This is a genomic window from Streptomyces zingiberis, from assembly GCF_012034935.1.
Classification (GTDB): Bacteria; Actinomycetota; Actinomycetes; order Streptomycetales; family Streptomycetaceae; genus Streptomyces; species Streptomyces zingiberis.
Genome location: NZ_JAATEN010000015.1, coordinates 11841 through 38374, shown reverse-complemented (window position 1 = coordinate 38374; position 26534 = coordinate 11841). Strand labels below are relative to the sequence as shown.

Sequence of the window (26534 nt, the reverse complement as noted above, 5' to 3'; positions counted from 1 at the left end):
TCACTCTCAGGGAAAACGCGAAATGAACTCCGTACCGCGGCAGCGTAACGCCCCTTCCCTGCACGAACGTGCCGTCAACCTGTCCACCCTCAAGAACGGCCGCGCCAAGGCGATCCGATTCACTGCCCTCACCCGCATCTGCGAAGTGCTCCCATGCCGGCCCGGCGGCCCGCTGAGCCATCGGACGGGTGAAGCCCTTGTCGCGCGGCTTATGGCCCTCGGCGCGGAGCTGTTCGAAGTGCGTCGATGTAGCGGGGGACAGGATGATGGCGTATCGGCCCGCGCCGCGAGTCTGCGTGGCGGGATCCGCGACGATCGCGCCCGCACGAGTTGAAACCCACCGTTCTCATCGTGGCGGCGTGCCACTCCCGTGGGGCTCCCGGGACCGCGGCGCGACCGCGCGGGCGCGGCGGAGGGCGGAAACCGGCCGCCGGACCGGTTTCCGGCGAGGCGTGAAAGAAGCGTCCGGGGGCGTACGGAGGCACGGGGGCGTTTCAAACGGCGGATCGGCGTGCGGACCCCGCCCGGCCTGCGTGACGAACGACCGGGAACGGCGCGAAGCCACCAGAGGTGACGTCATGGCCCCGGGGGTGACCATCAGGGCATGGGCGGACCGGGCGGCGGCGTCCGCCGGGGCCGGCCGGCGGTCCGTCAGGGCACGGTGACGACCGGGCGGCGGGCCCGGCGGGCGAGCCGTCCGGCGACCGACCCGAAGAGGCGCCCCGCCAGCCCGTGCGTGGTGCCCACGACGATGGCGTCGGCGGCGTACTCCTGGCCGACCTCCTCCAGTTCGTGGCAGATGTCCCCGCCCCGCTCGACCAGGATCCACGGGATCCCGGTGAGATGGTCGGCGCAGGCCAGCTCCAGACCCAGCACCTCGGTGCGGTGATCGGGGACGTCGACGAAGACGGGGGGCTCGCAGCCGGCCCAGACAGTGGCCGGGAGCCGGTTGGCGACATGGACGATGATCAGACCGTTGCCGGTGCGCCGGGCCATGCCGATGGCGTAGGCGAGGGCGCGCTCGCTGGAGGTGGAGCCGTCGAAGCCGACGACGACCCCGTGGAGGAAGGCGGGGTCGTGGAGTACGCGCGTCTGTTCCGCCGACTCCGGGTGCGCCAGGGGATCGGCGACCCTCTTGCGGTCGGCGGGTTCTGGGATCTCGTGACCGGCCATCGGAATCTCGGCGAAGACAGTCCTCTTGGGAGGGAACGACGGTTGGCGGCCGAGCGGTCGCAGGGGCGGATAGTCCGGGAATCATCTTCCCAAGCCCGTACCCCCAAGGGTACGGCGACTTCGCGCGCCTGCCCAGGCTCCGCCGCCCGGCGGCTCGGAAGCCCCCACCGGCGCGGCCGCTGGTGCGGCTGTCCCGGGAGCATGCCGGAGGAGGGCCCGGAGCGCAATGCCTTCCGGCCACCCGGTGTGGCGGACATCCGGCGGGCGGAGGGACGACCGGGACGGCGGTCGCCGCGCGAGCCGGGCGCGCGCGGAGGCAGAACCGGCGCAGAGCCGTGGGGAGCCCGCGCGGAAGGGGGCTTGCGGGGCACCGGCGGGGGAAGGGCCCCGCGCGGGGAGCGCGAGCGGCGGCAGGCCGCCCCACCTCGTCCGGCGGCGCGGCGCGGGCCCACGCCACCGCGCCCGGAACGGCTCACGGGAAGGCTCACGGGAGGGCTGCGGGAGTGACCCGGGGACGGCGTGGCGGCGGGCCCCGGAAGGACCCTCCCGCAGGCTCGGCGCCCCGCACCGTCACCCGCCCGTCACCCGCATGCAGGGGGCGCACGGGCGGCGCACACACGCGCGCGCAGCTTAGTCCGTACACCCACCTGACCCGAACTGGTGGTCACACTCCTTTTCAGCCAACTTCGCGCCCCCGTACACCCGTTGCCGAACAGCGCCCCCGCCCCCCTTCCCACCTGCGAAGAAAGGACCGGAGCCGGCCCGCACTCCCTACGGCGGCGGCTTGTTGGCCACGGGGCCCACTTCCCAGCGACGCCGTCGAGTGCGACGCTTCGTGATCGAATGCTTTACGCCAAGTTGCCATGTCGACTTAGCGGTGGGTGGTGAACTTGTCTCGCCGACCACATCGGACACAGTAGATTCGATCTTGGCCATTCACGGCGGGGGACTCGTGCAGGACCGAGGGGAAACGTGCAGGTTCGACACTATCGAGGAGCTGCGACCACCAAGGGGGGCTTAGTGCCATGAGCCAGGACTCCACGACCGTACCGGAGGCCGCCCGGAAGCTCTCCGGCCGCCGCCGCCGGGAGATCGTCGCAGTGCTGCTCTTCAGCGGCGGCCCCATATTCGAGAGCTCCATCCCGCTTTCCGTATTCGGTATCGACCGCCAGGACGCCGGTGTTCCCCGCTACCGGCTTCTGGTGTGCGCCGGTGAAGAGGCTCCCCTCCGCACCACCGGGGGTCTCGAACTGACCGCGCCGTACGGCCTGGAGGCACTCGCCCGCGCCGGGACCGTCGTGGTCCCGGCCTGGCGGTCGATCACGTCGCCACCACCACAGGAGGCACTACAGGGGCTGCGCAGAGCCCATGAGGAGGGCGCCCGCATCGTCGGGCTGTGCACGGGCGCCTTCGTGCTCGCCGCGGCCGGCCTGCTCGACGGCCGGCCCGCCACGACCCACTGGATGTACGCCCCGACGCTCGCGAAGCGCTACCCGTCGGTCCACGTGGACCCCCGGGAACTCTTCGTCGACGACGGGGACGTGCTGACCTCCGCCGGGACGGCCGCCGGCATCGACCTCTGCCTGCACATCGTGCGGACGGACCACGGCGCCGAGGCCGCCGGGGCGCTCGCCCGCCGTCTGGTGGTACCGCCCCGGCGCACCGGCGGCCAGGAGCGCTACCTGGACCGGTCGCTGCCGGAGGAGATCGGCTCGGATCCGCTCGCCGAGGTCGTCGCCTGGGCGCTGGAACACCTCCACGAGCAGTTCGACGTGGAGACCCTGGCGGCCCGCGCCTACATGAGCCGGCGCACCTTCGACCGCCGCTTCCGGTCGCTCACCGGCAGCGCGCCGTTGCAGTGGCTGATCACCCAGCGGGTGCTCCAGGCCCAGCGGCTGCTGGAGACCTCCGACTACTCCGTGGACGAGGTCGCCGGCCGCTGCGGCTTCCGGTCGCCGGTCGCGCTCCGCGGCCACTTCCGGCGGCAGCTCGGCTCCTCCCCCGCGGCGTACCGGGCGGCCTACCGGGCCCGGCGGCCGCAGGGCGGCGAGCGCCCGGAGCGTCCCGACCGCCTCGACCGGCACGACCGTCCGGCGGGCCCCGAGGGCGCCGGGCCGGAAGGGGCCGCCTCGCTGGCGGCGCTGCGGCGCGCGGCCGCCGTCCAGCACGGCGCGCCCCACCCCGCGCCGGTGGCGGAATCCTCCCCGCCGGAGCAGGAGGCGTACGCCGGACGGTTCGTGGAGCACGGCGGAAGGGCGGTGAGCAGGTCCACCGTGCCCGGTCAGCGCGACCGGCCCGTAGGGTGAGGGCCATGAACGACCGGATGGTGTGGATCGACTGCGAGATGACCGGCCTCTCGCTGGAGCACGACGCGCTGATCGAGGTGGCCGCCCTGGTCACCGACTCGGAGCTGAACGTGCTGGGTGACGGGGTGGACATCGTCGTGCGCCCGCCCGCCGAGGCGCTGACAACGATGCCGGAGGTGGTGCGCGAGATGCACACCGCCTCCGGCCTCCTCGCGGAACTCGACGGCGGCACGACGCTGGAGGAGGCGCAGCGCCAGGTGCTCGCCTACGTCCGCGAGCACGTGCCGGAGCGCGGCCGGGCCCCGCTGTGCGGCAACTCCGTCGGCACCGACCGGGGCTTCCTCTCCCGGGACATGCCCGACCTGGAGAGCTATCTGCACTACCGGATCGTGGACGTCTCCTCGATCAAGGAGCTGGCCCGCCGCTGGTTCCCGCGGGCCTACTTCAACAGCCCGGACAAGAGCGGCAACCACCGGGCGCTCGCGGACATCCGGGAGAGCATCGCCGAGCTGCGCTACTACCGGGAGGCGGTCTTCGTACCCGCCCCCGGCCCGGACTCGGCCACCGCCAAGGCCGTCGCGGCCAAGCACACCGTGTCCGCGGAGCGGCGGACCGCGGACGGCTGAGGCCACCCGGCCGCCGCTCCGGCCCCACCACCGGCCGCCCCGGCTCCGGCTGCACGCCGGACGCCGGGGTCGCCGGTGTCCCGGCCCGTCCGGTGGCCGGCGGGGCGCCGGAGCGACGAGGTGTGGGGGACGCCGGGGTGCCGGGGTGCCGGTCTTCTCACCGGTGACCGCAGGGCGGGCCTCCCCCGCCGACGGACGACGGGCCGCCACACCCCTGACCGGCAGGGGAGCGCCGGCCCCGGCCTGACGGCTCCCGGCCTGCCCGCCCGAAGCCTGGCGCGAGCGCCGCTGCGGAACGTGTACACTTTTTCTCGGCCGGTTCGACCGGTCGCGGTGGGTATAGCTCAGCTGGTAGAGCACCTGGTTGTGGTCCAGGATGTCGCGGGTTCGAGTCCCGTTACTCACCCTTGATGATCAGCCGCCGACCTGCGGAGACGGGTCGGCGGCTGATCTTTTTCCGTGTCCGGCCAAACGATGGCCAAACGATGGCCGGACGAGTCCCGGCGCCCCTCCCCGCTCCCCTGGGCGACTCTCCGCTCCGGATGGCGTCCGCCCGGGCGGCTCCGTCCAGCGGCGCCCCGCTTGTCCACAGCCCCTTCACGCAGAGGGCACTCCCCGTAAGCTGACAGTGACGAGCCGCACCGAGGAGTGGGGCACGCCGTGAGATCGCCGGTGCGTCCGCATCGCTGTTCTCCTCACGGCCCTCCACCCCACGCGTCAAGCGGAGGACGCACGTTTCCCGACGGGGGGCAACCATGGCGGGACAGAGCACCATCGGCGACCGGATCCGCGCCCTGCGGGAGTTCCGCGATGTCACGCAGGAGGAGCTGGCCGCGCGGTCCGGCATCCACGTCGACACCATTCGCAAACTGGAGCAGGGGCAACGCCGGTCGGCGCGGCTCACCACGCTGCGCGCCATCGCGGCGGCCCTGGACACGGAACTCGAACGTCTCCTCGGCAGCCCGACCGTGACCTCGCGCCCACCCGAGGACCGGACCGGCGGGCTCCTCGCCCTGCGCGACGCGATCCAGGACGTCACCGGCCTGCCGGGAGTACCGGTGGACGACGCATCGGACGCACCGCCCGACAAGGACGCGTGGGCCGACGCCGTGCGCGAGGCGACAGCGCTCTACTGGCAGGGCGGTTACAGCACCCTGGCCGGCCGGCTCCCCCTCCTGCTCCACGAGGGGCGGGCCGTCGCGAGGGAGGCCACGGCGGCGGAAGCGCCCCGGGTGTGGGCCGGACTCGCCCTCGCCTATCAGCTCGCGGCCTCGCTGGCGACGCAGGCGGGGCACACCGCGTGGGCGTTCCAGGCGGTGGAAGCCCAGCTTCACGCCGCCGCCCGGGCCTCGGATCCCCTCATGGCGGCGATGGGGGTCTCCACCCTCTCCTGGGTGTTGCTGCGTCAGGGGCGCTGGGAGGAGGCCCAGCGGGTCGCGGAACGGAAGGCCGAGGAGATCGAGCCGGTGTTCCGGAAGGCGACGAAGGCTCAACTGGCCGTCTACGGGAACGTGCTGCTCGCCGCGGCGATCCCAGCCGCGCGGCGCGGGCGGGGGGACGAGGCCGATGAGTTCCTGAACCTGGCGGAGGCCACGGCCGTGCGCTCGGGGCCACTCCGCTCGTACGGGACCGCGTTCTCGCCGGTGGACGTGAGGACCCAGCAGGTGAACGCCGCACTCGCCGGGGAGACACCCGAACCGGGCAAGGCCCTGATGCTCGCGGCGCGGGTGGAGCTGCCGGCGATCTCCCGGCCGGTACACAGCGCCGCTCACCGCGTGGACGTGGCTCAGGCGCGGTATCAGTCGGGGGACTGCGAGGGCGCTCTGGCCACCCTGCTGGAGGTGGAGCGGGACCAGCCGGAGTGGATCCGGTATCAGACCCTGGCGACCTCGACGGTACGGGAGATGCTGGAGACCTCACGCCGCCGGAACTGCGCCCTGCGCAACCTGGCGGCGCGGCTCGGAGTGGATCCGAGCCTGTGAAGAAGTAGGACGGCGCGTCCCACCGGGGCCCGGCCCAGGGGCCCGGATGGTGAACTCCGCCCCTGGCCGGGTAACCGCGCCACTCCATAGCGTGTTCACGAACGAGGTGCCCGGACCACCGTCCTGACAGGAAACGGCCGGCACCGCCCTCTCGGAGAACGCGGCAAGGAGCGACCCATGGAATCGAGCATCGCGCCGTCGGCGGCCTGGCGCCCGCCCATCCACCACGAGATGCAGCGGGTGGGTATTCACTGGGACGCCGTCAGGGCCCCGTCGTACCTCGGGGACCGGGCGCTGGCGCTGCTCGGGGACGTGTGCGGCGGGGTCATCGGGGACGGGTATCTGCACCGGGTGATCTGGCTGGTGCCACCGGGGACGGCGGCCCGCTGGGACCGGCTCCCGGCGGTGGACGTCTACGGACCGGCCTGCTGGCTGGAGGTCCCGTCCGCCGGGCACACCCGGGGCCGCAGCCCGTTCTGGAAGGTCGAGCCCACGCCCCGGCTCCACACCGACCCCGAACAGTTGCACACCGCCCTGAACCGCGTCATCGCGGAGACCCACGGGCCCAGGACGGCAGGGGTACGCGCGGCCGGAACCCGGCAGGCGGAGACGGGGAAGGGCGAGCCCGGGCCGGCCGGCGCCACCGCCCACCGGCCCGAGGCGGCGGGGCGATGAAGCAGTGCGCAGGGTGCGAACGGACCGACGCGCTGGTGCGGGTGGCCACCAGGTCCGGCGCATCCGGCCCCGGCATCACCCTCTACGCCTGCCCCCTCCACCTGCCGGAATATCCACCACTCCCGGGGGCCGACGAGATCGCGCTCATCGAATCGGTCACCCACGCCCGCCGGGAGGAGGAATCCCGGCAGAGGCGAGGGCAGGGAAGGCGGCGCGGCGGGGCGGCCCGGTCCTGACCGCCCCGCCGAAGGGACCGCCGCGACCCGCCGCGACCCGCCGCCCCCGCGCGGACGGGCTGGGATCGGGCGACGCGCTCCTGGTCCGCGCGCCCGTCGGCTCGCGTGTACCTGGTTCACGCCCCCGTTCTCGGCACACCCCTGGATCACGCGTCGCTGGTTCGCACGTCGCTGATTCGCGCGCCGCCGGCCCGCACACCGCTGGTGCGTACCCGCCCGGCCCGGCGACTCCGGGTCCGCGCCGGGTCCGGGGTGGGCTGGGCTGGGCTGGGCTGGAGCGGGCTGGGGTGGGCGCGGCCGGCTCCCCTCGCGGTCGGCCGCGCCCTGGTTCCGGTCAGCGCCGGGCCGCGGCCAGCGCCGCTTCCACCTTCTCGACCTGGGCCGGCGTCCCGGGGTCCTCCGCGATGCCTTCGACGCCGACACCCGGATCGGCCATGTACGGACCCCCGTAGGCCGGCGTGTCCGGCTGGAAGCGCCAGCTGTCGGCCAGCGTGCCGGCGTCCACCGTGTCCCAGCCGAGCCTGTCGAGCAGCCGCGTGGCCTGCTCCTTCGCGTCCGCGTCGTCGCCCGCGATCGGCAGGGCGCTGCGGTCCGGGTCGCCCGAGGGGCGCGCGTTGCCGAGGAGGTGGCCGAAGTAGATGTTGTTGAAAACCTTGACCACCTTCGCGCCCGCGAGGTGCCCCTGGACCAGCTCGCTGCTCGTGATCTCGTCCGCGTCCAGCTCGGGGAAGTCCCCGTCGCGCTGCGGGTAGTAGTTCAGCGTCTCCAGCACCACCTTGCCGGCCAGCAGTTCGGCCGGCACCTCGCGGTACGCCTTGAACGGGACGGAGAGGACCACGAGGTCCCCGTCGGCCGCCGCCTCCTCCGCGGTTCCGGCCCGCGCCCGGTCGCCCAGTTCCTGGACGAGCCCGACCAGCGTCTCCGGCCCCCGGGAGTTGCTGACCACCACCTGTAGCCCGGCCTCGATCGCGAGCCGCGCCACGGTGGAGCCGATGTTTCCGCTGCCGATGAGTCCCAGTGTCGTCATGCCGGACCCAACTCCCGGGACCACGACGGGGATTCCCGCAACCGTGCGCGAAATTCGGTCATTGACGCCCGGCCGGTACCGGCGCCGGTCAGGGCCGGGGCGGCGGGTCCGGCCACTGGTCCCCGGGGCCTGGCGGTCGCGGAGGCGGAGGCCGCCGGACCGGCCCGCGTCCTCCGCTCCCGGCACCGGCCGGGACCGCTCGGGCGGAGGCCGGCTCAGGGGCGGGACCTCGCTCAGGGCGGGACCTCGCTCAGGACGAGGCTTCCCTCAGGACGAGGCCCGCCGGATCAGTTCCGTCGGGAGGACGACCTGATGGCCCGTCGTCTCGCGGGCGCCGATCTGCTGGAGCAGCACCCGGGCCATCGTGCGTCCCATCTCCTCTATCGGCTGGCGGACGCTGGTCAGCGGCGGGTCCATGTGGCGGGCGACGGGCGAGTCGTCGAAGCCGACGAGCGCCACGTCCTCCGGGATGCGGTGGCCCGCCTCGCGCAGCACCTGGCGGGCGCCGGAGGCCATCACGTCGGAGGCGCAGAAGACGGCGTCGAGGTCCGGGCGGCGCTCCAGCAGCCGGCGCATGGCGCGGCGGCCCCCCTCCTCGGTGAAGTCGGCCCGTTCGACCAGCGTCTCGTCCGGTTCGCCGCCGGAGGCCGCGATCGCCTGGCGGTAACCGTCGAGACGGCACTGGGCCACGTACATGTCGAGCGGGCCGGTGATCGTCGCCACCGTCCGCCGGCCGCGCCCGAGCAGGTGCTCGACGGCGGCACTCGCCCCGCCGACGTTGTCGGAGTCGACGTACGGCACGGACTCGCCGGCCGCGCGGCGGCCGCTGAGCACTGCGGGCATCTCGAGCTCCTCCAGCAGGTCCGGGAGAGGGTCGTCGGCGTGGACGGAGACGAGCAGCACCCCGTCCACCCGGTGCGCGCCGAGGAACTGGGTGAGGCGGTGGCGCTCCTTCGGGGTGCGGATGAGGGTGAGCAGGAGCTGGATCTCCGTCTCGGCCAGCTCGGTGGAGATGCCCCGGATGATGTCCGAGAAGTACGGCTCGGCGAAGAGGCGGGTCTCCGTCTCGGGGATGACCAGGGCGACCGCGTCGGTGCGGTTGGCCGCGAGCGCACGCGCCGCCCGGTTCGGCACATAGCCCAGTTCGGCGATGGCGCTCTCCACGAGCGTCCGGGTCCGTTCACTCACCCGGGGAGAACCGTTGATCACGCGGGAGACGGTGCCGCGGCCGACTCCGGCGCGCGCGGCAACCTCCTCCAGGGTGGGCCGTCCCCCGTGTTTCCTCGTCATCGGCATGGTGCGCCTCCCGCTGGCAGCCGTGTCCGTGGCTGTTGGACCATTCAACATCACTCCCCCGTCGGCACGTTCCGCTGACGCGGCCTTGACACTCTCCCACCGGAGCCGTGAACCTTCAGGGCATCGCCGTGAGAGCGCTCTCACGCAGTATCGCCCAGTCGGTCGTCCACCTCTCGCCATGACCCGGCCGGGCTCCGCCGGCCTGCGCGCGCACCGTCCGCGCCGCCCGTGGAGCGACCGGGGGCCGGCCGCGGCCCGGGAATCCCACGAGAGGGCGAGGAGGATGCCATGCGCAGGTCAGCCCACACCTCAGACCACCCATCGGCCGGCGGAGCGGGCCGCTCCGCACCACTCCTCCGGCGCACCGACGCCTGGACGCTCGCGGCGGCGCTCGGCGCCGGACCGCCGGCGGGCCGCGCCGACGACGGCGGAGGCGCGGCGGACGGCACGGGTGGCGGGAGAGACGGCCGGACGGTCGTGACGATCGGCGTCCACGGAGTCTTCGGCCACAAGCGGGCCGGTGCCGTGAAGGGGTGACCGGGTGCGTCCCCGCCCGGCGAAGCCCTCCGGGGCCCATTCCGGCGGCGCCCCGCCCGGCCCCGCCGCCCTCCGCACCGGCCCGCGCTCCTCCGTACCGGCCCGCGGCCCTCCATTCCGGTCCGGTCCCGCCGGGACGGCCTCGGCCGTCTCCGGCCGTCCCCGTCCGTCATCGTCCGTCCCCGTCCGTACCCGTCCGCACCTTCATCTGGGAGCGATTCCATGACCGTTGCCGACTCCGCGCCGACCGGTGAGCGCCGCTTCCCGCCCGGATTCCTCTGGGGCACCGCCACCTCCGCCTACCAGATCGAGGGGGCCGTACGGGAGGACGGCCGCACCCCCTCCATCTGGGACACCTTCTCCCACACCCCCGGGAAGACGGACGGCGGCGACACCGGGGACACCGCCACCGGCCACTACCACCGATGGCGCGAGGACGTGGAACTGATGCGGCGCCTCGGCTACGGCGCCTACCGGTTCTCCGTGGCCTGGCCCCGCGTCCAGCCCACCGGCCGGGGCCCGGCCGACCGGCGGGGGCTCGACTTCTACCGTGCCCTGGTGGACGGGTTGCTCGCGGCCGGCGTCCGCCCGGCCCTCACCCTCTACCACTGGGACCTGCCCCAGGAGCTGGAGGACGCGGGCGGCTGGACCGAGCGCGACACGGCGCACCGTTTCGCCGACTACGCCCACCTCGTCGCCGAGGCGCTCGGTGACCGCGTGGAGCTGTGGACCACCCTCAACGAGCCCTGGTGCAGCGCCTTCCTCGGGTACGGCTCCGGGGTGCACGCCCCCGGGCGCACCGAACCGGTCGCCGCCCTGCGCGCCGCCCACCACCTCAACCTCGCCCACGGGCTGGGCGCCATGGCCCTCCGCGCCGCCCTGCCCGGCGGGGCGCGGCTCGGCATCAGCCTCAACGCGGCGGTCGTCCGCCCGCTGACCGGCTCGGCCGCCGACGCGGAGGCCGTCGAGCGGATCGACACCGTGGCCACACGCGTCTTCAGCGACCCCGTGCTGCACGGCCGTTACCCCGAACGGCTGTTCACGGACACCGCGCATCTCACCGACTGGTCCTTCGTCCGCGGCACCGATCTCACCACCATCCACCAGCCGCTGGACACCCTGGGCCTCAACTACTACAACCCGTCGGTCGTCTCGGCGGGCGACGCGGCGGGCACCGGCCCGCGCCGGGACGGGCACGGGGCGAGCGCCCACTCCCCCTGGGCCGGCGCCGAGGACGTCGCCTTCCACCAGCCGCCGGGCGACACCACGGCGATGGGCTGGTCCGTCGACCCGACGGGGCTGTACGACCTGCTGACGCGGTTCAGCCGCGAAGCGCCCGGACTGACGCTGACGGTCAGTGAGAACGGCGCCGCCTACGAGGACCGGCCCGGCCCCTCGGGCGCCGTCCACGACCCCGAGCGGATCGCCTACCTGCACGGCCACCTCGCCGCCGTGCACCGGGCGATCGCCGACGGCGCCGACGTCCGCGGCTACTTCCTCTGGTCGCTGACGGACAACTTCGAATGGTCCTTCGGTTACGCCAAGCGGTTCGGGCTGATCCGCGTGGACTACGCGGACGGGCGCCGCGTCCCGAAGTCGAGCGCGTACTGGTACTCCCGGCTGGCCCGCTCGGGCGTCCTGCCGGAGCCCACGTGGGAGCCGGGGCCGGACGGGGACCGGTACGAGGACGCCGGGGTGATCGATCCGCCTCCGGTGGCAGCGCTCCCCTCGGAGGCGTGAGGCGGGGCGCTCCTTCCTCCCGGAGGCGTGAGGCGAGGGCCCACTCCGGAGGCGCATGAGACAGGGGGCCCACTCCTGAGGCGTGAGACAGGGGCGCCCTTCGGAGGCGTGAGACGGGGCGAACGCGCCCTTGCCGGCCCCGCACCGGGCGGGGCGCTCACGGAACCACCACGGCGCCCCGGCCGGGGTGGGGGCACCGGCCGGGGCGCACCTGTGGGGGGTGCGCCCGGCGGCGGCGGTCCCGAAGCCCCGGCTCGTCCTTCCGGTGCCCCGCGCCGCCACACGCCGCGCGTCCGTCCGGCCCCCGCACGCAACGGCGGGGGCGGTACAGCTCGTACGTTAGCTCAGCGGAATCCGGCAAATCACCGCAAAGCGCAGTGCGGCGATCGGCTTATACCTCCCTTAAGACGGGGATCGCCCCGGCTTAACCGACGAGCTTCAAGCCGGAGCCAAGGAGCGAGCTTGACCGTGAACCGGCCTGCCCGGGGTTTCGTAGCGTGATGTCGTGACCAGATGTGACGACAGTCATCGAGGCACGTCGCGGCCTGCCGAAAGGCACCGTCTTACGCGCGGAGCACGTAGTGGGTTCGGCCGAACCACTGCTGTGGATGTCCGACATCGTCGCGGGCGCTGTACGCGCCCAGAAGCAAGGAAACGCCCGCTACAGGGACATCCTCGGGGAGGTCGTGATGGACTTCTCCATCCCCACCGGCTGCTGAGCCCCCGGAAAGACGCCGAGCCAGGCTCCTGGTCTGCCCCAGGTCACCTGGCTCCACTTCCAGCGGCCCACGGCCCCTGGCTCGGTAACCACATTACCGCGTGGCGAGACAACTGCAACCGCTCGGGAGTAAATGCGTCCCGCGCGTGGCGCCCCGGCCGGGATGCTCGTACCGGCTCATGGCGGCTTCCGGAGTTTCCTCCGAGTGCTGTGCGACGAGGAGGGAACATCCGGCGTGCGCACGGTATGCCCGCCTCACCCAGGTTCGGTCGGCACCGACGCGCGTCAGTCGTCCGAGGCCGGAACACGGGATCGGTGTTCTCCCGAGCCCGGGGAGAATGCCGCGCCGACCCCGTCCACCGGGCCCATACCCCGTCGATTGCCCACCCCGGGCCGGGTCCAGGGTGCCCACCACCGGCCGCGGGGGGTCAGGCGGTCGCGGCGGCGGCCGTTCGGGCGGCGGTGGCCGTCCAGCACCAGCCACATGCGGACCTCCGTGCCGCCGAGCACCGAGTGCCCCACCCGTACGTCGCCCCCGGTCGACTCGGCGACGCGGCGGACGATGTCCAGGCCCAGGCCGGTGGAGCCGGGGCCGCCGTCGCCGTGACCGCGGCGCAGCGCCGCCTCCGGGTCGTCGATGCCGGGCCCGGCGTCGGAGACCAGGACCACCACCGCGTCCTCGGCGTGGTGGACGTCCACCGCGAAGGCGGTGCCCTCGGGGGTGTGCCGGAAGACGTTGCCGAGCAGCGCGTCCAGGGCGGCGGCGAGGTCGGCGCGGGCGACCGGCACCTGCGCGGCGCGCTCCACGCCGGCCAGCCCCGCCGAGCGGCCCTCGTCCTCGGCGAGCGCGGACCAGAAGCCCATCCGCTCACGGATCACCTCGGAGGCGTCACAGCCGGCGGCGGACGCGCCCGCCAGTCCACGGCCGCCGCCACCGCCCGGGGCGACGGGCTCCCCGCCCCCGGCGGCCAGGGGGCGCTCGCGGGCGGTGCGGATGATCTGGTCGACCGCGGACTCCAGCTGAGCGACGGCGGCCCGGGTCTGGTCGGCGGCCGGCCCTTCGCCGAGCGAGTCCGTGTTGAGGCGCAGGACGGTGAGCGGGGTACGCAGCCGGTGGGAGAGGTCGGCCGCCAGTTCGCGTTCGTTGGCCAGCAGCCGCACGACCTGGTCGGCCATGGCGTTGAACGCCGACGCCGCCGCGCGCAGCTCGGGCGGCCCGTCCTCCGGGACGCGGGTGGCCAGCCGGCCCGAGCCCAGCTCCTGCGCGGCCCCGGCGAGCCGGGCGGCCGGGCGGACCATCCGGGTACCGAGCCGGTCGGCGACGGCCACCGAGCCCAGGACGAGGACGAGGGCGACGCCACCGAGCACCAGCCAGGCGGTGCGCAGTCCGGCGGTGACCTCGCCATGAGGGACGAACACCTCGACGACGGCGGTCTTGCCGGAGCCGACCGCGGTCGGCTGGAGCAGCGCGAAGCCACCGTCCACGGCGGTGACGGTGGACCGGCCGAGCCGGGTGGCGGCGGCCAGGTCACCGGCGGAGGCGCGGCGCTCGCCGATCTCCACCGCCGCCACGGCCCGCTCGCCCTCCGTCCGCGTACCGCCGGCGCGGCCCTGGTCGTCCGCACCGCTCCGGTCGTCCGCACTGCCTGAACTGCCTGAACCGCTTGAACCGCTTGAACGGTCCGTGCTGTCCGAACCCTCCGGGCTGTCCGGGCCGTCCGGGCCGTCCGGGGTGTTCTCGCTGCTCGCGCCACCTGTGCCGCCCGGGCCACCCGTGCCCCGTGCCCCGGCCGTACCGTCCGCGTCGGTGCGGGCGGCGGGCGGCACATGGACGGCGATCCGGCCGTCGGCGCCGAACTCCGTGGAGGCGACGGCGCGTTCCAGCGCGTCCCGGTCCGTGGTGATGGCCAGCGCGGGGCCGATGGCGGCGGCCTGCCGCTCGGCGTGGGCGAAGGCGCGGTCCCGGGACATCTCCCGCACCGCCAGCCCCAGCGGTACCGCGAACGCGACGGCGACCATGGCGGTGACCGCCAGACAGACCTTCACCAGCGCCCATCTCATCGGCGGCCCCCGATCGCGCGCCGTCCCGCCGGCTCCCCGATCGCGCGCCGTCCCGCCGGCTCCCCCATCGCGCGCCGTCCCGCCGATGCCGGGCGCCGCTCCGGCAGCCACGCCCCCGCTCCTGTGCGCCACCCGCGCGCGCCGCTCATCGCGGGGGTTCCAGCTTGACGCCGACACCCCGCAGGGTGTGCAGGTAGCGTGGCCGGGCCGCCGTCTCCCCCAGCTTCCTGCGCAGCCAGGAGAGGTGGACGTCGATGGTCTGGTCGTCGCCGTACGCCTGCTGCCACACCTCGGCGAGCAGTTCGCGCCGGGAGACCACGACACCGGGCCGCCCCGCGAGGAAGGCCAGCAGGTCGAACTCGCGCCGGGTGAGGTCGAGTTCCGCCCCGTCCAGGACGGCCTGGCGGCGCAGAGGGTCGATGAGCAGCCCGCCGACCCGCAGCACCCGGTCCGGCGGTTCACTCCCCGCCGCCGAGCCGGACCGGCGCAGCACCGCCGCCATCCGCGCGGACAGATGTTCGACGGAGAATGGTTTCACCAGATAGTCGTCGGCACCGGCATGGAGCAGCCGCACGATCTCCGTCTCGTCGTCGCGCGCGGTGGCGATGATCACCGGGACGTCCGTGATGCCGCGCAGCATCTTCAGCGCCTCCGCCCCGTCCAGGTCCGGCAGCCCCAGGTCGAGGACGACCACGTCGAAACCGATCTGGGCGACCTCGCGGAGCGCCTCCAGCGCCGTCCCGACGCTGCGTACGCTGTGCGAGGCGTCGGACAGGTGCCGGATCAGGGCCGAGCGGACGAACTGGTCGTCCTCGACCACGAGCACACGTGCCATGGCACCGCACCGTACGCCATGCCGGCGCGGCCCGTCCCGGGCACCCGTGACGGGACGGTTCGTCAACTGCCGCGGGGGCGAGGGAGGATGGAGCGCCATGAGGAGAGGACTGCTGCACACCGGAGCCTGGCTGCTGGCGACGGGCGCGGCCACCACCCTGTCGTGGTGGGGCGTGCACACCGCGCTCACCGGCACGGCCTACGACCGGCCGCGCGCCCTCCCGCTGGTCGAAGCCGCCGACGGGGACGGAGCGAGCGACGCGGGCGCGGCGGACGGCGATGACGCGGACGAGTCCTCCGGCCCGGACGGGCCGGGCGCCGGCGCGGAGTCCTCCCCGCCGCCCTCGCCGTCCCCGACCGGCCGGAAAACCGAGCCCTCGGCGAAGCCGTCCCCGGAGGGCCGGGCGGAGAACGGCGGGAGGACGCCACAACCGCCGCGGAGCGAGGGCCAGGCGGCTCCCCCGTCCGCGGACGGTGACATCAAGAGCTATCCCGTGACGGGCGGGCGCGTCGTGCTGGACCTCCGCGAGCACTCGGCGAGCCTGGTGTCCGCCACCCCGGACGCGGGCTGGCAGATGCAGGTCTGGGAGCAATCGGAGTGGATCCGGGTGGACTTCACCGCGGGCACCCGGACGACCTCGGTGTTCTGCACGTGGAACGGGCACCCGCCGCAGGTCCAGGTCGTCGACGGCTGAGCCCCGGGCCGGCCGAACAGCGGCCCGTTCCCGTCGCGCGGGGGCGGGCGGCCCCCATATCAGGCCCACGGCCGGCTCGGGGCCGTCCCTCTCCGGATGCGGGAGGCTCCGGGGCACCTCTCTTCCCGCGGCATGGCGCGCCGAGGCGGGGGCGGCCCGGACGGGGGCGGGTTGTACGGGGGCGGTCCGGACGGGAGCGGGCCGCACGGGCGCGGGTCGGCCGGGCGCGGTCCGGCCGGGTCGGGGCCGGGGCATCGAGCCCCGCGGCCGAGCGGGACTCGCCGGTCCCGGTCCCGGCCCCGATCCCGATCCCGATCCCGGGCCGGGCCGGGCCGTCTCAGTCGAAGGTGTGTGCCGGTGGGGCCGGGGACGGCCGGGCCGACGCGTCCGGCACGGGCGCGGCGCCACCGGTGAAGTCGTCCAGCGCGCGCCCGTGTTCGACCCGCCCGGGGTGGGGGTCCCCCGCGATCCGGCGGGTGAACTCGGCGACCGGCAGCTCCCCGTCGGCCGCCAGCAGCACGGCGTTGCCGAAGCGCCGGCCGCGCAGCACGGCCGGATCGGCGGCGAGGCACGCCGTGGGGAAGACGGCGCGGACGGTGGCGATCCGCGCCCGCAGATGCGTCAGTGGGGGGCCGTCCGTGACGTTCACGGCGTACCAGCCGCCGGGGCGGAGCACCCGCCGGACGTCGGCGGTGAACTCGGTGGAGGTGAGATGGGCGGGGGTGCGGGCCCCGCCGAACACGTCGCCGAGGACGAGGTCGGCCCAGCCGTCCGGGGTGGCGGCCAGCCCGGCGCGGGCGTCGGCGGTGCGCACGCGGATCCGGGATCGGGGGTCCAGCGGCAGTTCGCGCCGGACGAAGGCGATCAGCCCGGCGTCGATCTCGACGACCTGCTGGGTGGAGCGGGGCCGGGTGGCCGCCGTGTAGCGGGCCAGGGTGAAGGCGCCCCCGCCCAGGTGCAGCACGCGCAGCGGGCGGCCGGGCGGGGCGGCCAGATCGATGACATGGCCGAGCCGGCGCTGGTAGGCGAAGTCCAGCCGGGTCGGGTCGGCCAGGTCGACGTGGGACTGCGGCGCCCCGTCGAGCAGCAGCGTCCAGGCCCGGGGCCGCTCGCGGTCCGGGACGAGTTCGGCGAGTCCGCCGTCCACCCGCTCACCTGCGGGTTCGGCCGCCCGCCGCCGCCCGCGGCCACCATCGCCGCGCGCCGCGTCCCTGCCCTTCGCCATGGGGACCAGTATCGGCCCTGACCGGGCGGGGGACGCGAGCGGGTCACCGGCCGCGGCGCCCACCACGGATCCGGCCGCAGCGCCGGGACGGGAAGTCCCGGGACGGGATCGGCCGCCACACCGTGCCCGGCCGTACGGCGTGATCACGACGGGCCCGGGGCCCGGGGGGCGATGTGCCGCCGTCCTCCGGGAACGACCCGGTGACCGGGCCGCCGAACGCCGGCGCCCCGGCGGGCCGCCGGAGACCACCCGCCTGACGCCACACCCTCCGGTCCCGCACCGGGCAGGCCGGGTGGGAGCAGGCGGAACGAGCGCGCCGGCCGGTACGGCGGGCTCACCGGCAGCGGTCGACGGCCTCGATCAGGCGGCCCGCCTCACCCAGGGCCGCGCGCAGCACGGCCGGGTCGGTGACCTCGGCCACGGAGTCCGGCGGCAGCAGCCAGCCCGTGCCGTCGACCGGCGGTGCGCCGGCGGCCGCCGCCTGGCGGGTTCCGGCGCCGGGAGCGCGGACGCAGGCGCTGCCCGGGAGGTCCCAGCGCTCGGCGGTGCCGGCGGGGACCAGGAAGCCGATGGTGTCGCAGCCTCCGTCGTGCAGCACGGGCCCGATCCGCCCGGCGGCCCCGGCGCCGCCGCCGCCCTCACCTCCCTCGCCGCCGCCCGCGGCCCGCTGCCCACCGCGGCGGCGGAGGATGTCCACCGCCTCCAGGCCCTGCCGGGCGGGCACGGTGACCAGATCGCACCGGCCGGAACCGTGCCCCGGGACCGCCCCCTGCTCCCGCCGCACGCACTGCGCGCCGCCGTACGGGGCGCGCGGCCCACCGCGCGCCTCGCCCGGCGCGCGCTCCCGGGCGCCGTCCCGGTCCGCCGGGCCACGCCCGGCCGCCGTCCGTGAGCCGCCGCTCTCCACGCCGGACTTCACCACGAGAAACCCCTCCTCCGAAGGGAGCCCATCGCTCCGCGTCCCTCAGTGACCGCTGACCCCCTGACAACGACAAGGGCTGTCAATGGCTACGGCGGCAGACCCCCGGAAAGGATGGCGGTTCATGGCGGATCAGAGGCGGGATATCCGGTTTGTCATCAAACTCCGTGTAACAACTCCGCTACAACGAGTACGGTCTGCTGCCATCGGCGGCGCCTCCGGCGCACCGCCGCGCGGCTCGTGCGAACCCCCCGCCCCGCCCGGGGCCGGCACCCAGGAGGAGGAGTGGCATGGCACCGACGCCCCCCGCCGCGTCCCCGTCCCCCGGCGGGCGTGCGGCACCACGGCCGAACACCGCCTTCCGCGAGGTGCGCGGCTCCCGGTCGCCCGCGGAGTTCGCGGCGGCGGTGCGCCGCGCCGCCCGGGAGATCGGCGAGCAGGTGTCGTGCGACGCCCGGTACGTCGGACGGGTGGAGTCCGGTGAGATCCGGTGCCCCAACTACGCCTACGAACGCGTGTTCCGGCACATGTTCCCGGGACGGTCGCTGGAGGACCTGGGCTTCCAGCCGCGCGCCTCGGTACGCGGCCGCGGGGGCCGCGGCCCGGTTCCCGGAGCGCCCCCGGACGCGCGGGCCCACGGCGCCGGCGCGCCTCCCCCACCGTTTCCCGAGCTGTTCACCGTCGCGCCCGGGGCGCCCGTCCCCGCCGCCGTCCCCCGACCGTCCTGTGAGACCCCCGAGGAGAGCGACGTGCTGCGCCGCGCCTTCATGACCGGCTCCACCGCCGCCGTGGCGTTCGCCGCCCTGACCCCGGCGGACGCCGCCGCCTCCCCCCGCCGGGCGGGCGCGTCCGACGCCGAGGCCGTCGAGGCCGCCGTCCGGACGATCCGCCTCCACGACGACCGGCACGGCGGCGACGACCTCTACCGGCGCGCCGGCCGGGAACTGCGCACCGCCTACGCCCTCCTCGACGCCGGGGCCACCCGCCGGTCCGTGACCGACCGGCTCCAGGTGGGCGCCGGTGAACTCGCCCTCTCCGTGGGCTGGCTGGCCCACGACTCCGGCCGGCTGGAGGACGCCCGCTCGCACTACGCGGAGGCGCTGGCCACGGCCCGCGTCGCCGGGGACCCGGCGCTGGAGGCCCACGCCTTCTGCAACACCGCGTTCCTGGCCCGGGACGCGGACCGGCCCCGGGAGGCCGTCCGGGCCGCGCAGGCCGCACAGCAGGCGGCGCGGCGGCTCTCCTCCCACCGGCTGCGCTCGCTGCTGGCGCTGCGCGAGGCCGGCGGGCTCGCGGGGCTCCGGGACCACGCGGGCTGCGCGCAGGCGCTGCTGCGCGCCCGCGCCCTCTTCGCCCGCGGGCCGGCGGACGACGACCCGGAGTGGATGTCCTTCTTCGGCGAGGCCGAACTGGAGGGCCTGGAGGCGCAGTGCTGGTCGGCCCTGGGCGACTGGCGGCGGGCGGCGGACCACGCCCGGCAGGCGGTCCGGCTCCAGGGTTCCCACTTCGTGCGGAACCGGGCGCTGTTCGCCGCCCAGCTCGCCGGGGACCTCGCGCGGGCCGGGGAGTTCGAGGAGGCCGCCGAGACCGGCCGGGACGTGCTCGCGCTCCTGGCCCAGGTGCGGTCGGCCCGGATCCGCGCGATGCTCGACGGGACGGCCCGCGCCCTGGCCCCGCACCGCCACTCGGCCCCGGTGGCCGGCTTCCTGGCGCTGCGCGGTTCGTGAGCGGTCCGGGCAGCGTGAGCTGTGCGGAGGGGCTGATCCGGGCGGGTTGATGCCGCGGTGCGCCGATCCGGCCGGTGACGCCGTGGCCCGTGCCGCCCCGGGGCAGCCGACGGCACGGGCCAGGCGGCAACGGCCGCCCCCGGCGCGGGGACCGGGGTGACGGGGCCGGGGGACGGGCCGGGAACGGGGCCGGGGGACGGGACCGGGAGACGGTCGGCCGCCATCGCTCACCGACGCCCCGTGACCGGCTCCGGACCTCGTCACCGGGCCCCGTTCCCTGCTTCCGGTGACCCGGCTTCCGTCCGGTCCGGTACCCCCGCGCCAGACGGCGGGCCCGGAGGACCACCGACCGGGATCCGGTTGCCGCCGGCCCCCCGGCCGGATCGTGCCCTCCGCGCCCCACCGGGCCCCTGCGACGGCGGCCTCAGGGGCGGCGGCGGTGGTTCGGCGGGTGACGGCGCGCGTCTCCGGTACGCCCGGGGTCCGAGTCGCGGTACCGCGCCGGGGGCGGGCCCCGATCAACCCCGGCCCCCGCCCCCGCGTCTCTCCGCCCGTCAAGGCCCTGACGGGGGGCTGGAATCCGGGTGAACTCCGCGTCCGCGGGTCGCCCGGAGGGCCGGTGCGCGGACCGATCGCCGTGTGCCGCGCGGCCACCTCCGGGCGGCCCGACGGAACGGGGGATCGTCCGCGTGGAGAGAGCGGAGAGAGTGGAGAGCACCGTGCCTGCCGCCCCGGCGGGCATACCGTCCCGGCCCGCGCCGGGACCGGGACGGTGGGGGCCGCCGGGAGCGGGGCGCCCGGCCCCGCGCCGGTGGGCGGAGCTGCCGCTGATCGCGCTGGTGTACCTGGCGTACTCGGCGGGGCGGTTGGTGGTACGCGGCGACACCGGGACGGCCGTCGACCACGGGCTGGCCCTCCTCCGGGCCGAGGACGGGCTCGGTCTCGCCTGGGAACGCCCGCTGAACGCCTGGTTCACCGCGTCCCCCGCACTGGGGGTGCCCGCCGCCTTCTTCTACGCGACGCTGCACTACCTCGTCACCCCGGCGGTGCTCATCTGGCTGTGGCGGCGCCGCCCGGGGCATTACCGGGCCGCCCGCACCTGGCTGATGCTGTCCACACTGACCGGGCTGGTGGGCTTCAGCCTCCTGCCGACCTGCCCGCCGCGGCTGCTGGCCGCGGCGCACGGCTTCACCGACTCCATGGCGCAGTACGCGGCGTACGGCTGGTGGGGCGGGGAGGCGAGCGCCCCGCGCGGCCTGGGCGGGCTGACGAACCAGTACGCGGCGATGCCGAGTCTGCACGTCGGCTGGGCGCTCTGGTGCGGTCTGGTGATCTGGCGGACGGCCCGCGGCCGGTGGACCCGGGCCGCGGCGGTCGCCTATCCGCTGCTCACGACCCTGGTGGTGATGGGCACGGCGAACCACTACTTCCTGGACGCGGTGGCCGGCGCGGCGGTGATGGGCCTGGGGCTGCTCGCCACCCGGCCTGCACTGCGCCTGGCCGACCGGTTGCGTGAACGTCTCGCCGGGCGGCGGGCGGAGGACGGGGGAAACGGTTCGTCGGGGCGCCCGGCGGACGGTTCGGCCGGCGGCGGCATGAACCGCCCCGCGGCCGTCGGTGCGAACGGCCCGGCACCGGGCAGCAGGGCGGGCAGCCCCACGGCGGCGAGCGCGGGGCAGGCCCGCACGCCGGGACCGGCGGGGACGACGGGGACGGCGCCGACGGCGAGGAGGACGGGTACGACCGGAGCAACAGGAGCGACGGGACCGGCCGAACCGGCGCGATCGACCCCCACCGCGCCTGCCCTGTACGAGCCCGCTCCCGGGCCCGCCGCCCCCTCGGCCCGCGGGGCAGCCCGTCCGGCGGGCGGGAGGGCGCACCGGGCGGGGGCCCGCCCGGCTGTCCGTGGGGGATGCGAGACTTCGGCGGGTGAACGGTTCCCTCCCCAGCCCGGACCCGACGCCCGAGCCGACGGCGGCGCGGACCCCCGCGCCCCGGCCCGTGGCGGCGCTCCGGCAGCGCCTCGCTGAGCTGCGCGGGCCGGGCACCACGCCCCGCCCGCTGGACGCCCGCGCCCTGGCCGCCCTGGCGGCCAACCCCGGCTGCCGCAGACGGGCGCTGCTGGACGGCGCCGGGGTGGACAAGACGGCGCTCGCCCGCGCGCTGGGCGCCCCGGCGCCGTTCGGCCGGTCGGAGTTCGCCTTCGTCCGGGGCAACGCCTTCGAGGCGCGGATCCGGGCCGACGGCGGCGCGGAGCTGATCCGGCTCGTGCACGGGCGGCTCGGCGGCGGGGAACCGCCGGAGCCGGGCGAGGTGCGGGTGCCGGACCTCGCGGCCCCCGGCCCCGAAGGGCGGGCGGCGCGCACCCGGGCCGCGCTCGCCGAGGCCTTCGCCGCCGGGGCGTGGACGCTGATGTTCCATCCGATGGTGCGGCTGGAGGTGGCGGGCTCGCCGGTCTTCCTGGAGCCGGACGCCGTGGTGGTCCACCCGGACGGGGTGTGCACGGTGGTGGAGGTCAAGTCCTTCCCCGTGCTGGACGGTTCGGCGGATGCCGCGAAGGTCGGCGCCGCCGCGCGGCAGGCGGCGGTGTACGTCCTGGCGCTCCGGGACGCGGCCTCGGCCGCCATGGCGGAAGCGGTGACGGCAGAGGCGGCCACGGCGGAAGCAGCCACGACCGCCGCACCGGGGCCGGCTCCGGATGCGGGGCCGGTGGGACCGGTGGGACCAGTGGAGGGGGACGCCGGGACCGCCGCGCCGGCCACCCGGAATCCGGCACCGGCCGCCGGGGGGCCGGTGGCCCCGCGGTCGGCGGAGGCACAGCACCCGGCGCAGGAGCAGGACCCCGCGGAGGCGCAGGACCCGGGGCAGGCGCAGGCCCCGGCGGAGGCGGAGCAGCACCGCCCGGCGCAGGCGCAGGACCCGGCGCGGGAGCACGGCCCGGCCGGGGCCGCCGCGCCCGTCCCCCCGGACGCTCCCGCGCCCGCCGGCCCGGAGGCCGGGGCGCGGGTGCGCTCCACCGTGCTGCTCGTCTGCCCGCGCGACTTCTCCAACCTCCCCACCGCCGAGCCCGTCGACATCCGCAAGCAACTGGCCGTCACCCGGCGCCAGCTGGAACGGATGACCCGGCTGGAGGAGATCGCCGCCGCCCTGCCGGAGGACACCACCTTCGATCTGCGCCTCACCGACGACGGCCGCACGCCGACCCGTCCGGCCGGGGAGCTGGCCGCCGCCGTCGACACGGTCCCCCCGGCCTACGCCCCGGACTGCCTGGCCGCCTGCGAACTGGCCTTCCACTGCCGGTCCCAGGCGCGCGGCAGCGGGGCGGTGGAGGCGCTGGGCCGCGGCGCGCGCGGCGAGCTGGGCGGGCTGACCACCGTGGCGGGCGCGCTCGGCGCCGCCCGCGGGGAGACCGGCGATCCGTCCGACCCGGCGGTGGCCGCGCTCCGCCGGGCGGCGGCGCTGCGCGCGGAGGCCCTGGCGACGGCCGGTACGGCGGGAGGGGCCGGATGTCGCTGATCACCACCCTCGCCCGGCTGGAGGCGGCCGACAGCGGGCACGCCCGGCCCGGGGCCACGGTGCTGCACCGTCACCTCTCCGGCCGGCCCCTGGTGTTCGTGCCGCTGACCACGGCCGGTGAGGCGGGCGCCCCGCTCGGCGCCCTCGCCGGCACCGACCGCGCCGCGCCCCGGCTGCTGGTCGTCCCCCAGCCGCGCGACCGCGAGCTGCGCTCGGCGTTCCTGGCCGAGCTGGCGGAGGTCCTGCTGCCGTATCTCGACGGCTACGCCGACGCCGTGGAGACGGAGGAGCGCCGGGAGACCGACCCGGAGAGCGGCAGGAAGGTGACGGTCCAGGCCGAGCTCTGCGCCGACGCGCCGCAGCTCCTCGTCCCCAGCGGGGCGGGGGTCGCGTTCGTCCAGCTCCTCGGCCGTTCGATGCGGTTCCGGCGCACCGCGGAGCAGGACCCGGAGGCGCCGCGTCCGGCCCCGCCGGGGGTGCCGCTGCTCGGCCGCTGGCTGACGCACTACGGGGAACGCGCCCGGGTGCCCGGCTCGTCCCTGCTGCTGCCGATGACGGGCCTGCTGACGCGGCACTGGACGACGGGCCAGAGCGGCGCCGAGGACCAGCATCTCGGCGCGCTGCTCGGCTGGATCGACCCGCCCGCGGGGCTGACCGGCGCCGAAGCCGCGCTCCGTGCCGAACTGGAGCGCGACGAGGACGGCCTGCTGGTCTGCCCGCCCGCCGGACCCGCGACCGACCCGGCGTTCGACAACCGCCGGCTGGCCCCGGCGATGGCCCGCTACGACCGGGCGCGCGCCGCCGCCGCGCACGCCGAGGAGGCCGGGCACACCGGCCGGCGGCTCGACGCCGCGTGGCAGGACGTGACGGCCGCCGGGGAGGAGGTCCGCGCGCTCGTCGAGAGCCAGCTCCGCCCCGTCTGGGACGCCGTGTGGCGAGGCGTGGACCTGCTCCGCGCACTGCCGCCCGGCGCGCACGTGGCCGAGCGCTGGAAGCGGGACCGCTGGTCCTACACCTCGCACCGGGACCGCGTCCGGGCCGGCGAGCCCCCGCAGCCCAAGCGGGACGACGCGGTGACGGCCGCGCAGAAACTGGCCACCCGCGAGACGGCGCAGGCCCGGCTGGACGCCCAGGAGGCGCTGGACGACCCGCTGGTGATGGCCGAGCGGCGGCTGGCGGGTGAGGCGTTCGCCGGAGAGGTGACGGCCGTGGAGCCCGCCGTCTCGGACGGCCCGCGCCCCATGCCCCGGCCGCTGGTCACGGTGGTGACGGACGACCTGCCGCATCTGGCGGAGGGGACGGTGGTGCACCGCGTCCTGCCGGACGGCCGCTCGCAGCCCGGGCAGTGCGTGGCGCGGGGACCGGAGGGCGTCACCGTCCGGCTGACCGGCGGGATGGGCCGGGGCAAGGTGCCCGCCGAGGGATCGGTACCGGAGCCGGGCGACCACATCTGCTGGACGCTCTTCGAGCACGCGCCGCGCGGCGGCCCCGAGCTGCCCGACCCGGAACGGACACCGTGGACCCACGGCGGCCCCCCGGTCCTCGACGACGGCACGGGCAGCGCCGCCCCGCCGGCCCCGGCCCCGCGCCCCGTCGTCCTCGACACCGGCCCGGACCCGACGACCCCCGAGGACTTCCTGTGACCGGCGCGCCCTCCTCCACGTCCCCGATCCCGCCGGTCCCGCCGGTCCCGCCGGCCTCGGCCGTCCCGCCCGCGCCCCACACGGCGGCGCCCGGTGCCGCGACGTCCGGCACAGCGACATCCGGCACGGCGGCGCCCGGCGCCCCGGGCCCGCGCGGCCCCGGCGATCCCGCCGCGCCGCCGCCTCCGCCCCGCGCCTTCGACCCGGGCGCGGAGGCGGCGCGCGCCACGGCGGCGATCCTCCACGACACGCTGCACGGACCGCACCGCGGCGTGGTCGTGGACTCCCCGCCCGGCGCGGGCAAGTCCACCCTGGTCGTCCGGGCCGCCCGCGAACTGGCGGCGGCGGGGCACCGGCTGATGGTCGTCGCACAGACCAACGCCCAGGTGGACGACCTCGTCGACCGGCTGGCGACGGCCGACCCCGAACTCCCGGTCGGCCGGCTGCACAGCAGCGACCCCTCCCCGTACGACCCGGTGCTCGACGGGCATCCCTCCGTCCGCAAGTCCGCGAAGATCGCCGAGCTGGCGGAGTCGGCCGTCGTGCTCTCGACGGCCGCCAAGTGGGCGCACGTCCGGAACACCGAGCCCTGGCCGCACGCCATCGTGGACGAGGCGTACCAGATGCGCTCGGACGCGCTGCTGGCCGTCGCCGGTCTCTTCGAACGCGCGCTGTTCGTCGGAGATCCGGGGCAGCTCGACCCGTTCGCCGTGGTCGGCGCCGAGCAGTGGGCGGGGCTGAGCTACGACCCGTCGGCGAGCGCCGTCTCCACCCTGCTCGCGCACCACCCGGACCTGCCGCAGCACCGGCTGCCGGTGTCCTGGCGGCTGCCCGCCTCGGCGGCGCCGCTGGTGTCCGAGGCGTTCTACCCCTACACCCCGTTCCGCAGCGGCACCGGCCCCGGGGACCGCCGGCTGTCGTTCACGGCCCCGGCGGACGGCTCGCCGGTGGACCGGGTGCTGGACGAGGCGGCGGCCGCCGGCTGGGGCCTGCTGGAGCTGCCCGCGCGCCACACCCCCCGCACCGACCCGGAGGCGGTGGCGGCGCTCGCCCTCGTCGTGCGGCGGCTGCTGGACCGCGGCGGGGTGACGGCCGACGAACGGCAGGAGGGCGCGCCGCTCACCGCCCGCCGGATCGCCGTCGGCACCGCGCACCGCGACCAGGCCGCGGCGGTGCGTGAGGCGCTCGCCGCGCTGGGCGTGGAGGGCGTGGCGGTGGACACGGCCAACCGGCTCCAGGGCCGCGAGTTCGACGTGACCGTGGTGCTGCACCCGCTCTCCGGGCGGCCCGACGCCACGGCGTTCCACCTGGAGACCGGCCGCCTGTGCGTGCTGGCCTCCCGCCACCGCCATGCCTGTGTGGTGGTGTGCCGGGCAGGCGTGACGGAGCTGCTGGACGGGCACCCGTCCACCGAACCGGTCCAGCTCGGCGTCACCGTGAAGTTCCCCGACGGCTGGGAGGCCAACCACGCGGTGCTGACCCACCTCGGCCGCCACCGGGTGACCTGGGAGGTATGACGCCGGGAGGCGGGCCGGGCGCCCCTGGGCCGTCACGCACGGGCCCGGGGTGATTCGGCCGGCCGGACGCGGACGGGCCCC

20 protein-coding genes, 1 tRNA gene and 2 pseudogenes are annotated in these 26534 nt (G+C 76.2%); 16 read left to right on the top strand and 7 right to left on the bottom strand.

Annotated elements, in window-relative coordinates; all coding sequences use genetic code 11:
• Positions 1 to 22: 22 nt before the first annotated feature.
• Positions 23 to 181, top strand: a pseudogene (locus HCK00_RS18660) (helix-turn-helix domain-containing protein); the annotation flags it as partial.
• A gap of 470 nt (positions 182 to 651) precedes the next feature.
• Here HCK00_RS18660 and HCK00_RS18655 read toward each other — a convergent pair.
• Positions 652 to 1173 carry a universal stress protein gene (locus HCK00_RS18655; protein WP_168103137.1) on the bottom strand — a complete coding sequence of 174 codons (522 nt, stop codon included), beginning with the start codon at positions 1171 to 1173 and terminating at the stop codon, positions 652 to 654.
• Between the two features lie 1025 nt (positions 1174 to 2198).
• Here HCK00_RS18655 and HCK00_RS18650 point away from each other — a divergent pair.
• The 6 genes from HCK00_RS18650 to HCK00_RS18625 all read left to right on the top strand — a co-directional run bounded on the left by HCK00_RS18650 (position 2199) and on the right by HCK00_RS18625 (position 6998).
• Positions 2199 to 3479 (top strand): helix-turn-helix domain-containing protein, encoded by a 1281-nt coding sequence (locus HCK00_RS18650; protein WP_168103136.1) that lies wholly within the window; start codon positions 2199 to 2201, stop codon positions 3477 to 3479.
• Positions 3480 to 3484: 5 nt separating this feature from the next.
• On the top strand, positions 3485 to 4105 hold the full coding sequence (gene orn, locus HCK00_RS18645) for an oligoribonuclease (RefSeq protein WP_168103135.1): 621 nt from the start codon (positions 3485 to 3487) through the stop codon (positions 4103 to 4105).
• Positions 4106 to 4438: 333 nt separating this feature from the next.
• Positions 4439 to 4511, top strand: a tRNA-His gene (locus tag HCK00_RS18640).
• A 349-nt stretch (positions 4512 to 4860) separates the two neighbouring features.
• Positions 4861 to 6087 (top strand): helix-turn-helix domain-containing protein, encoded by a 1227-nt coding sequence (locus tag HCK00_RS18635; RefSeq protein WP_168103134.1) that lies wholly within the window; start codon positions 4861 to 4863, stop codon positions 6085 to 6087.
• Between the two features lie 177 nt (positions 6088 to 6264).
• Positions 6265 to 6762, top strand: coding sequence for a hypothetical protein (locus HCK00_RS18630; protein WP_168103133.1), 498 nt, complete (start codon positions 6265 to 6267; stop codon positions 6760 to 6762).
• Positions 6759 to 6998, top strand: coding sequence for a hypothetical protein (locus HCK00_RS18625; RefSeq protein WP_168103132.1), 240 nt, complete (start codon positions 6759 to 6761; stop codon positions 6996 to 6998). Before HCK00_RS18630 ends, HCK00_RS18625 begins: the two co-directional genes overlap by 4 nt.
• A 334-nt stretch (positions 6999 to 7332) precedes the next feature.
• Here the strand turns inward: HCK00_RS18625 and HCK00_RS18620 are convergent, their stop codons facing one another.
• The gene (locus HCK00_RS18620; protein WP_168103131.1) at positions 7333 to 8025 is read right to left on the bottom strand and encodes an NADPH-dependent F420 reductase; all 693 of its coding nucleotides are present in this window, start codon (positions 8023 to 8025) and stop codon (positions 7333 to 7335) included.
• Between the two features lie 267 nt (positions 8026 to 8292).
• On the bottom strand, positions 8293 to 9321 hold the full coding sequence (locus HCK00_RS18615; RefSeq protein ID WP_168103130.1) for a LacI family DNA-binding transcriptional regulator: 1029 nt from the start codon (positions 9319 to 9321) through the stop codon (positions 8293 to 8295).
• 288 nt (positions 9322 to 9609) lie between these two features.
• Here HCK00_RS18615 and HCK00_RS18610 point away from each other — a divergent pair, with 288 nt between their 5' ends.
• The 3 genes from HCK00_RS18610 to HCK00_RS18600 all read left to right on the top strand — a co-directional run bounded on the left by HCK00_RS18610 (position 9610) and on the right by HCK00_RS18600 (position 12317).
• Positions 9610 to 9858 carry a hypothetical protein gene (locus HCK00_RS18610; protein ID WP_168103129.1) on the top strand — a complete coding sequence of 83 codons (249 nt, stop codon included), beginning with the start codon at positions 9610 to 9612 and terminating at the stop codon, positions 9856 to 9858.
• A gap of 222 nt (positions 9859 to 10080) precedes the next feature.
• The gene (locus HCK00_RS18605; protein ID WP_168103128.1) at positions 10081 to 11598 is read left to right on the top strand and encodes a GH1 family beta-glucosidase; all 1518 of its coding nucleotides are present in this window, start codon (positions 10081 to 10083) and stop codon (positions 11596 to 11598) included.
• Between the two features lie 581 nt (positions 11599 to 12179).
• Positions 12180 to 12317 carry a hypothetical protein gene (locus HCK00_RS18600; RefSeq protein ID WP_168103127.1) on the top strand — a complete coding sequence of 46 codons (138 nt, stop codon included), beginning with the start codon at positions 12180 to 12182 and terminating at the stop codon, positions 12315 to 12317.
• A gap of 284 nt (positions 12318 to 12601) precedes the next feature.
• Here HCK00_RS18600 and HCK00_RS18595 read toward each other — a convergent pair whose 3' ends face one another.
• Positions 12602 to 14377 carry a sensor histidine kinase gene (locus HCK00_RS18595; RefSeq protein ID WP_240965678.1) on the bottom strand — a complete coding sequence of 592 codons (1776 nt, stop codon included), beginning with the start codon at positions 14375 to 14377 and terminating at the stop codon, positions 12602 to 12604.
• 145 nt (positions 14378 to 14522) lie between these two features.
• Complete coding sequence (locus tag HCK00_RS18590) at positions 14523 to 15212, bottom strand: response regulator transcription factor (protein WP_168103126.1); 690 nt, start codon at positions 15210 to 15212, stop codon at positions 14523 to 14525.
• A 97-nt stretch (positions 15213 to 15309) separates the two neighbouring features.
• On the opposite strand from HCK00_RS18590, the gene HCK00_RS18585 reads away from it, so the two are divergent.
• Positions 15310 to 15906, top strand: a complete 597-nt coding sequence (locus HCK00_RS18585; RefSeq protein WP_168103125.1) for a hypothetical protein — start codon at positions 15310 to 15312, stop codon at positions 15904 to 15906.
• Positions 15907 to 16243: 337 nt separating this feature from the next.
• On the opposite strand, the gene HCK00_RS18580 is transcribed toward HCK00_RS18585, so the two are convergent.
• Positions 16244 to 17131, bottom strand: a complete 888-nt coding sequence (locus tag HCK00_RS18580) for a spermidine synthase (RefSeq protein ID WP_168103124.1) — start codon at positions 17129 to 17131, stop codon at positions 16244 to 16246.
• Between the two features lie 334 nt (positions 17132 to 17465).
• Positions 17466 to 18053, bottom strand: a complete 588-nt coding sequence (locus tag HCK00_RS18575; RefSeq protein WP_375781980.1) for a hypothetical protein — start codon at positions 18051 to 18053, stop codon at positions 17466 to 17468.
• Positions 18054 to 18340: 287 nt separating this feature from the next.
• On the opposite strand from HCK00_RS18575, the gene HCK00_RS18570 reads away from it, so the two are divergent.
• The 5 genes and pseudogenes from HCK00_RS18570 to HCK00_RS18550 all read left to right on the top strand — a co-directional run bounded on the left by HCK00_RS18570 (position 18341) and on the right by HCK00_RS18550 (position 26453).
• Positions 18341 to 19777, top strand: a complete 1437-nt coding sequence (locus HCK00_RS18570; RefSeq protein ID WP_168103123.1) for an NsdA family TPR-like regulatory protein — start codon at positions 18341 to 18343, stop codon at positions 19775 to 19777.
• 740 nt (positions 19778 to 20517) lie between these two features.
• A pseudogene (locus HCK00_RS18565) lies at positions 20518 to 21552 on the top strand (phosphatase PAP2 family protein); the annotation flags it as partial.
• 154 nt (positions 21553 to 21706) lie between these two features.
• On the top strand, positions 21707 to 23293 hold the full coding sequence (locus HCK00_RS18560; RefSeq protein WP_375781979.1) for a hypothetical protein: 1587 nt from the start codon (positions 21707 to 21709) through the stop codon (positions 23291 to 23293).
• Positions 23284 to 24936, top strand: coding sequence for a hypothetical protein (locus HCK00_RS18555; RefSeq protein ID WP_240965677.1), 1653 nt, complete (start codon positions 23284 to 23286; stop codon positions 24934 to 24936). Before HCK00_RS18560 ends, HCK00_RS18555 begins: the two co-directional genes overlap by 10 nt.
• Before the next feature lie 236 nt (positions 24937 to 25172).
• Positions 25173 to 26453 (top strand): AAA domain-containing protein, encoded by a 1281-nt coding sequence (locus tag HCK00_RS18550; protein WP_168103210.1) that lies wholly within the window; start codon positions 25173 to 25175, stop codon positions 26451 to 26453.
• Positions 26454 to 26534 lie beyond the last annotated feature (81 nt).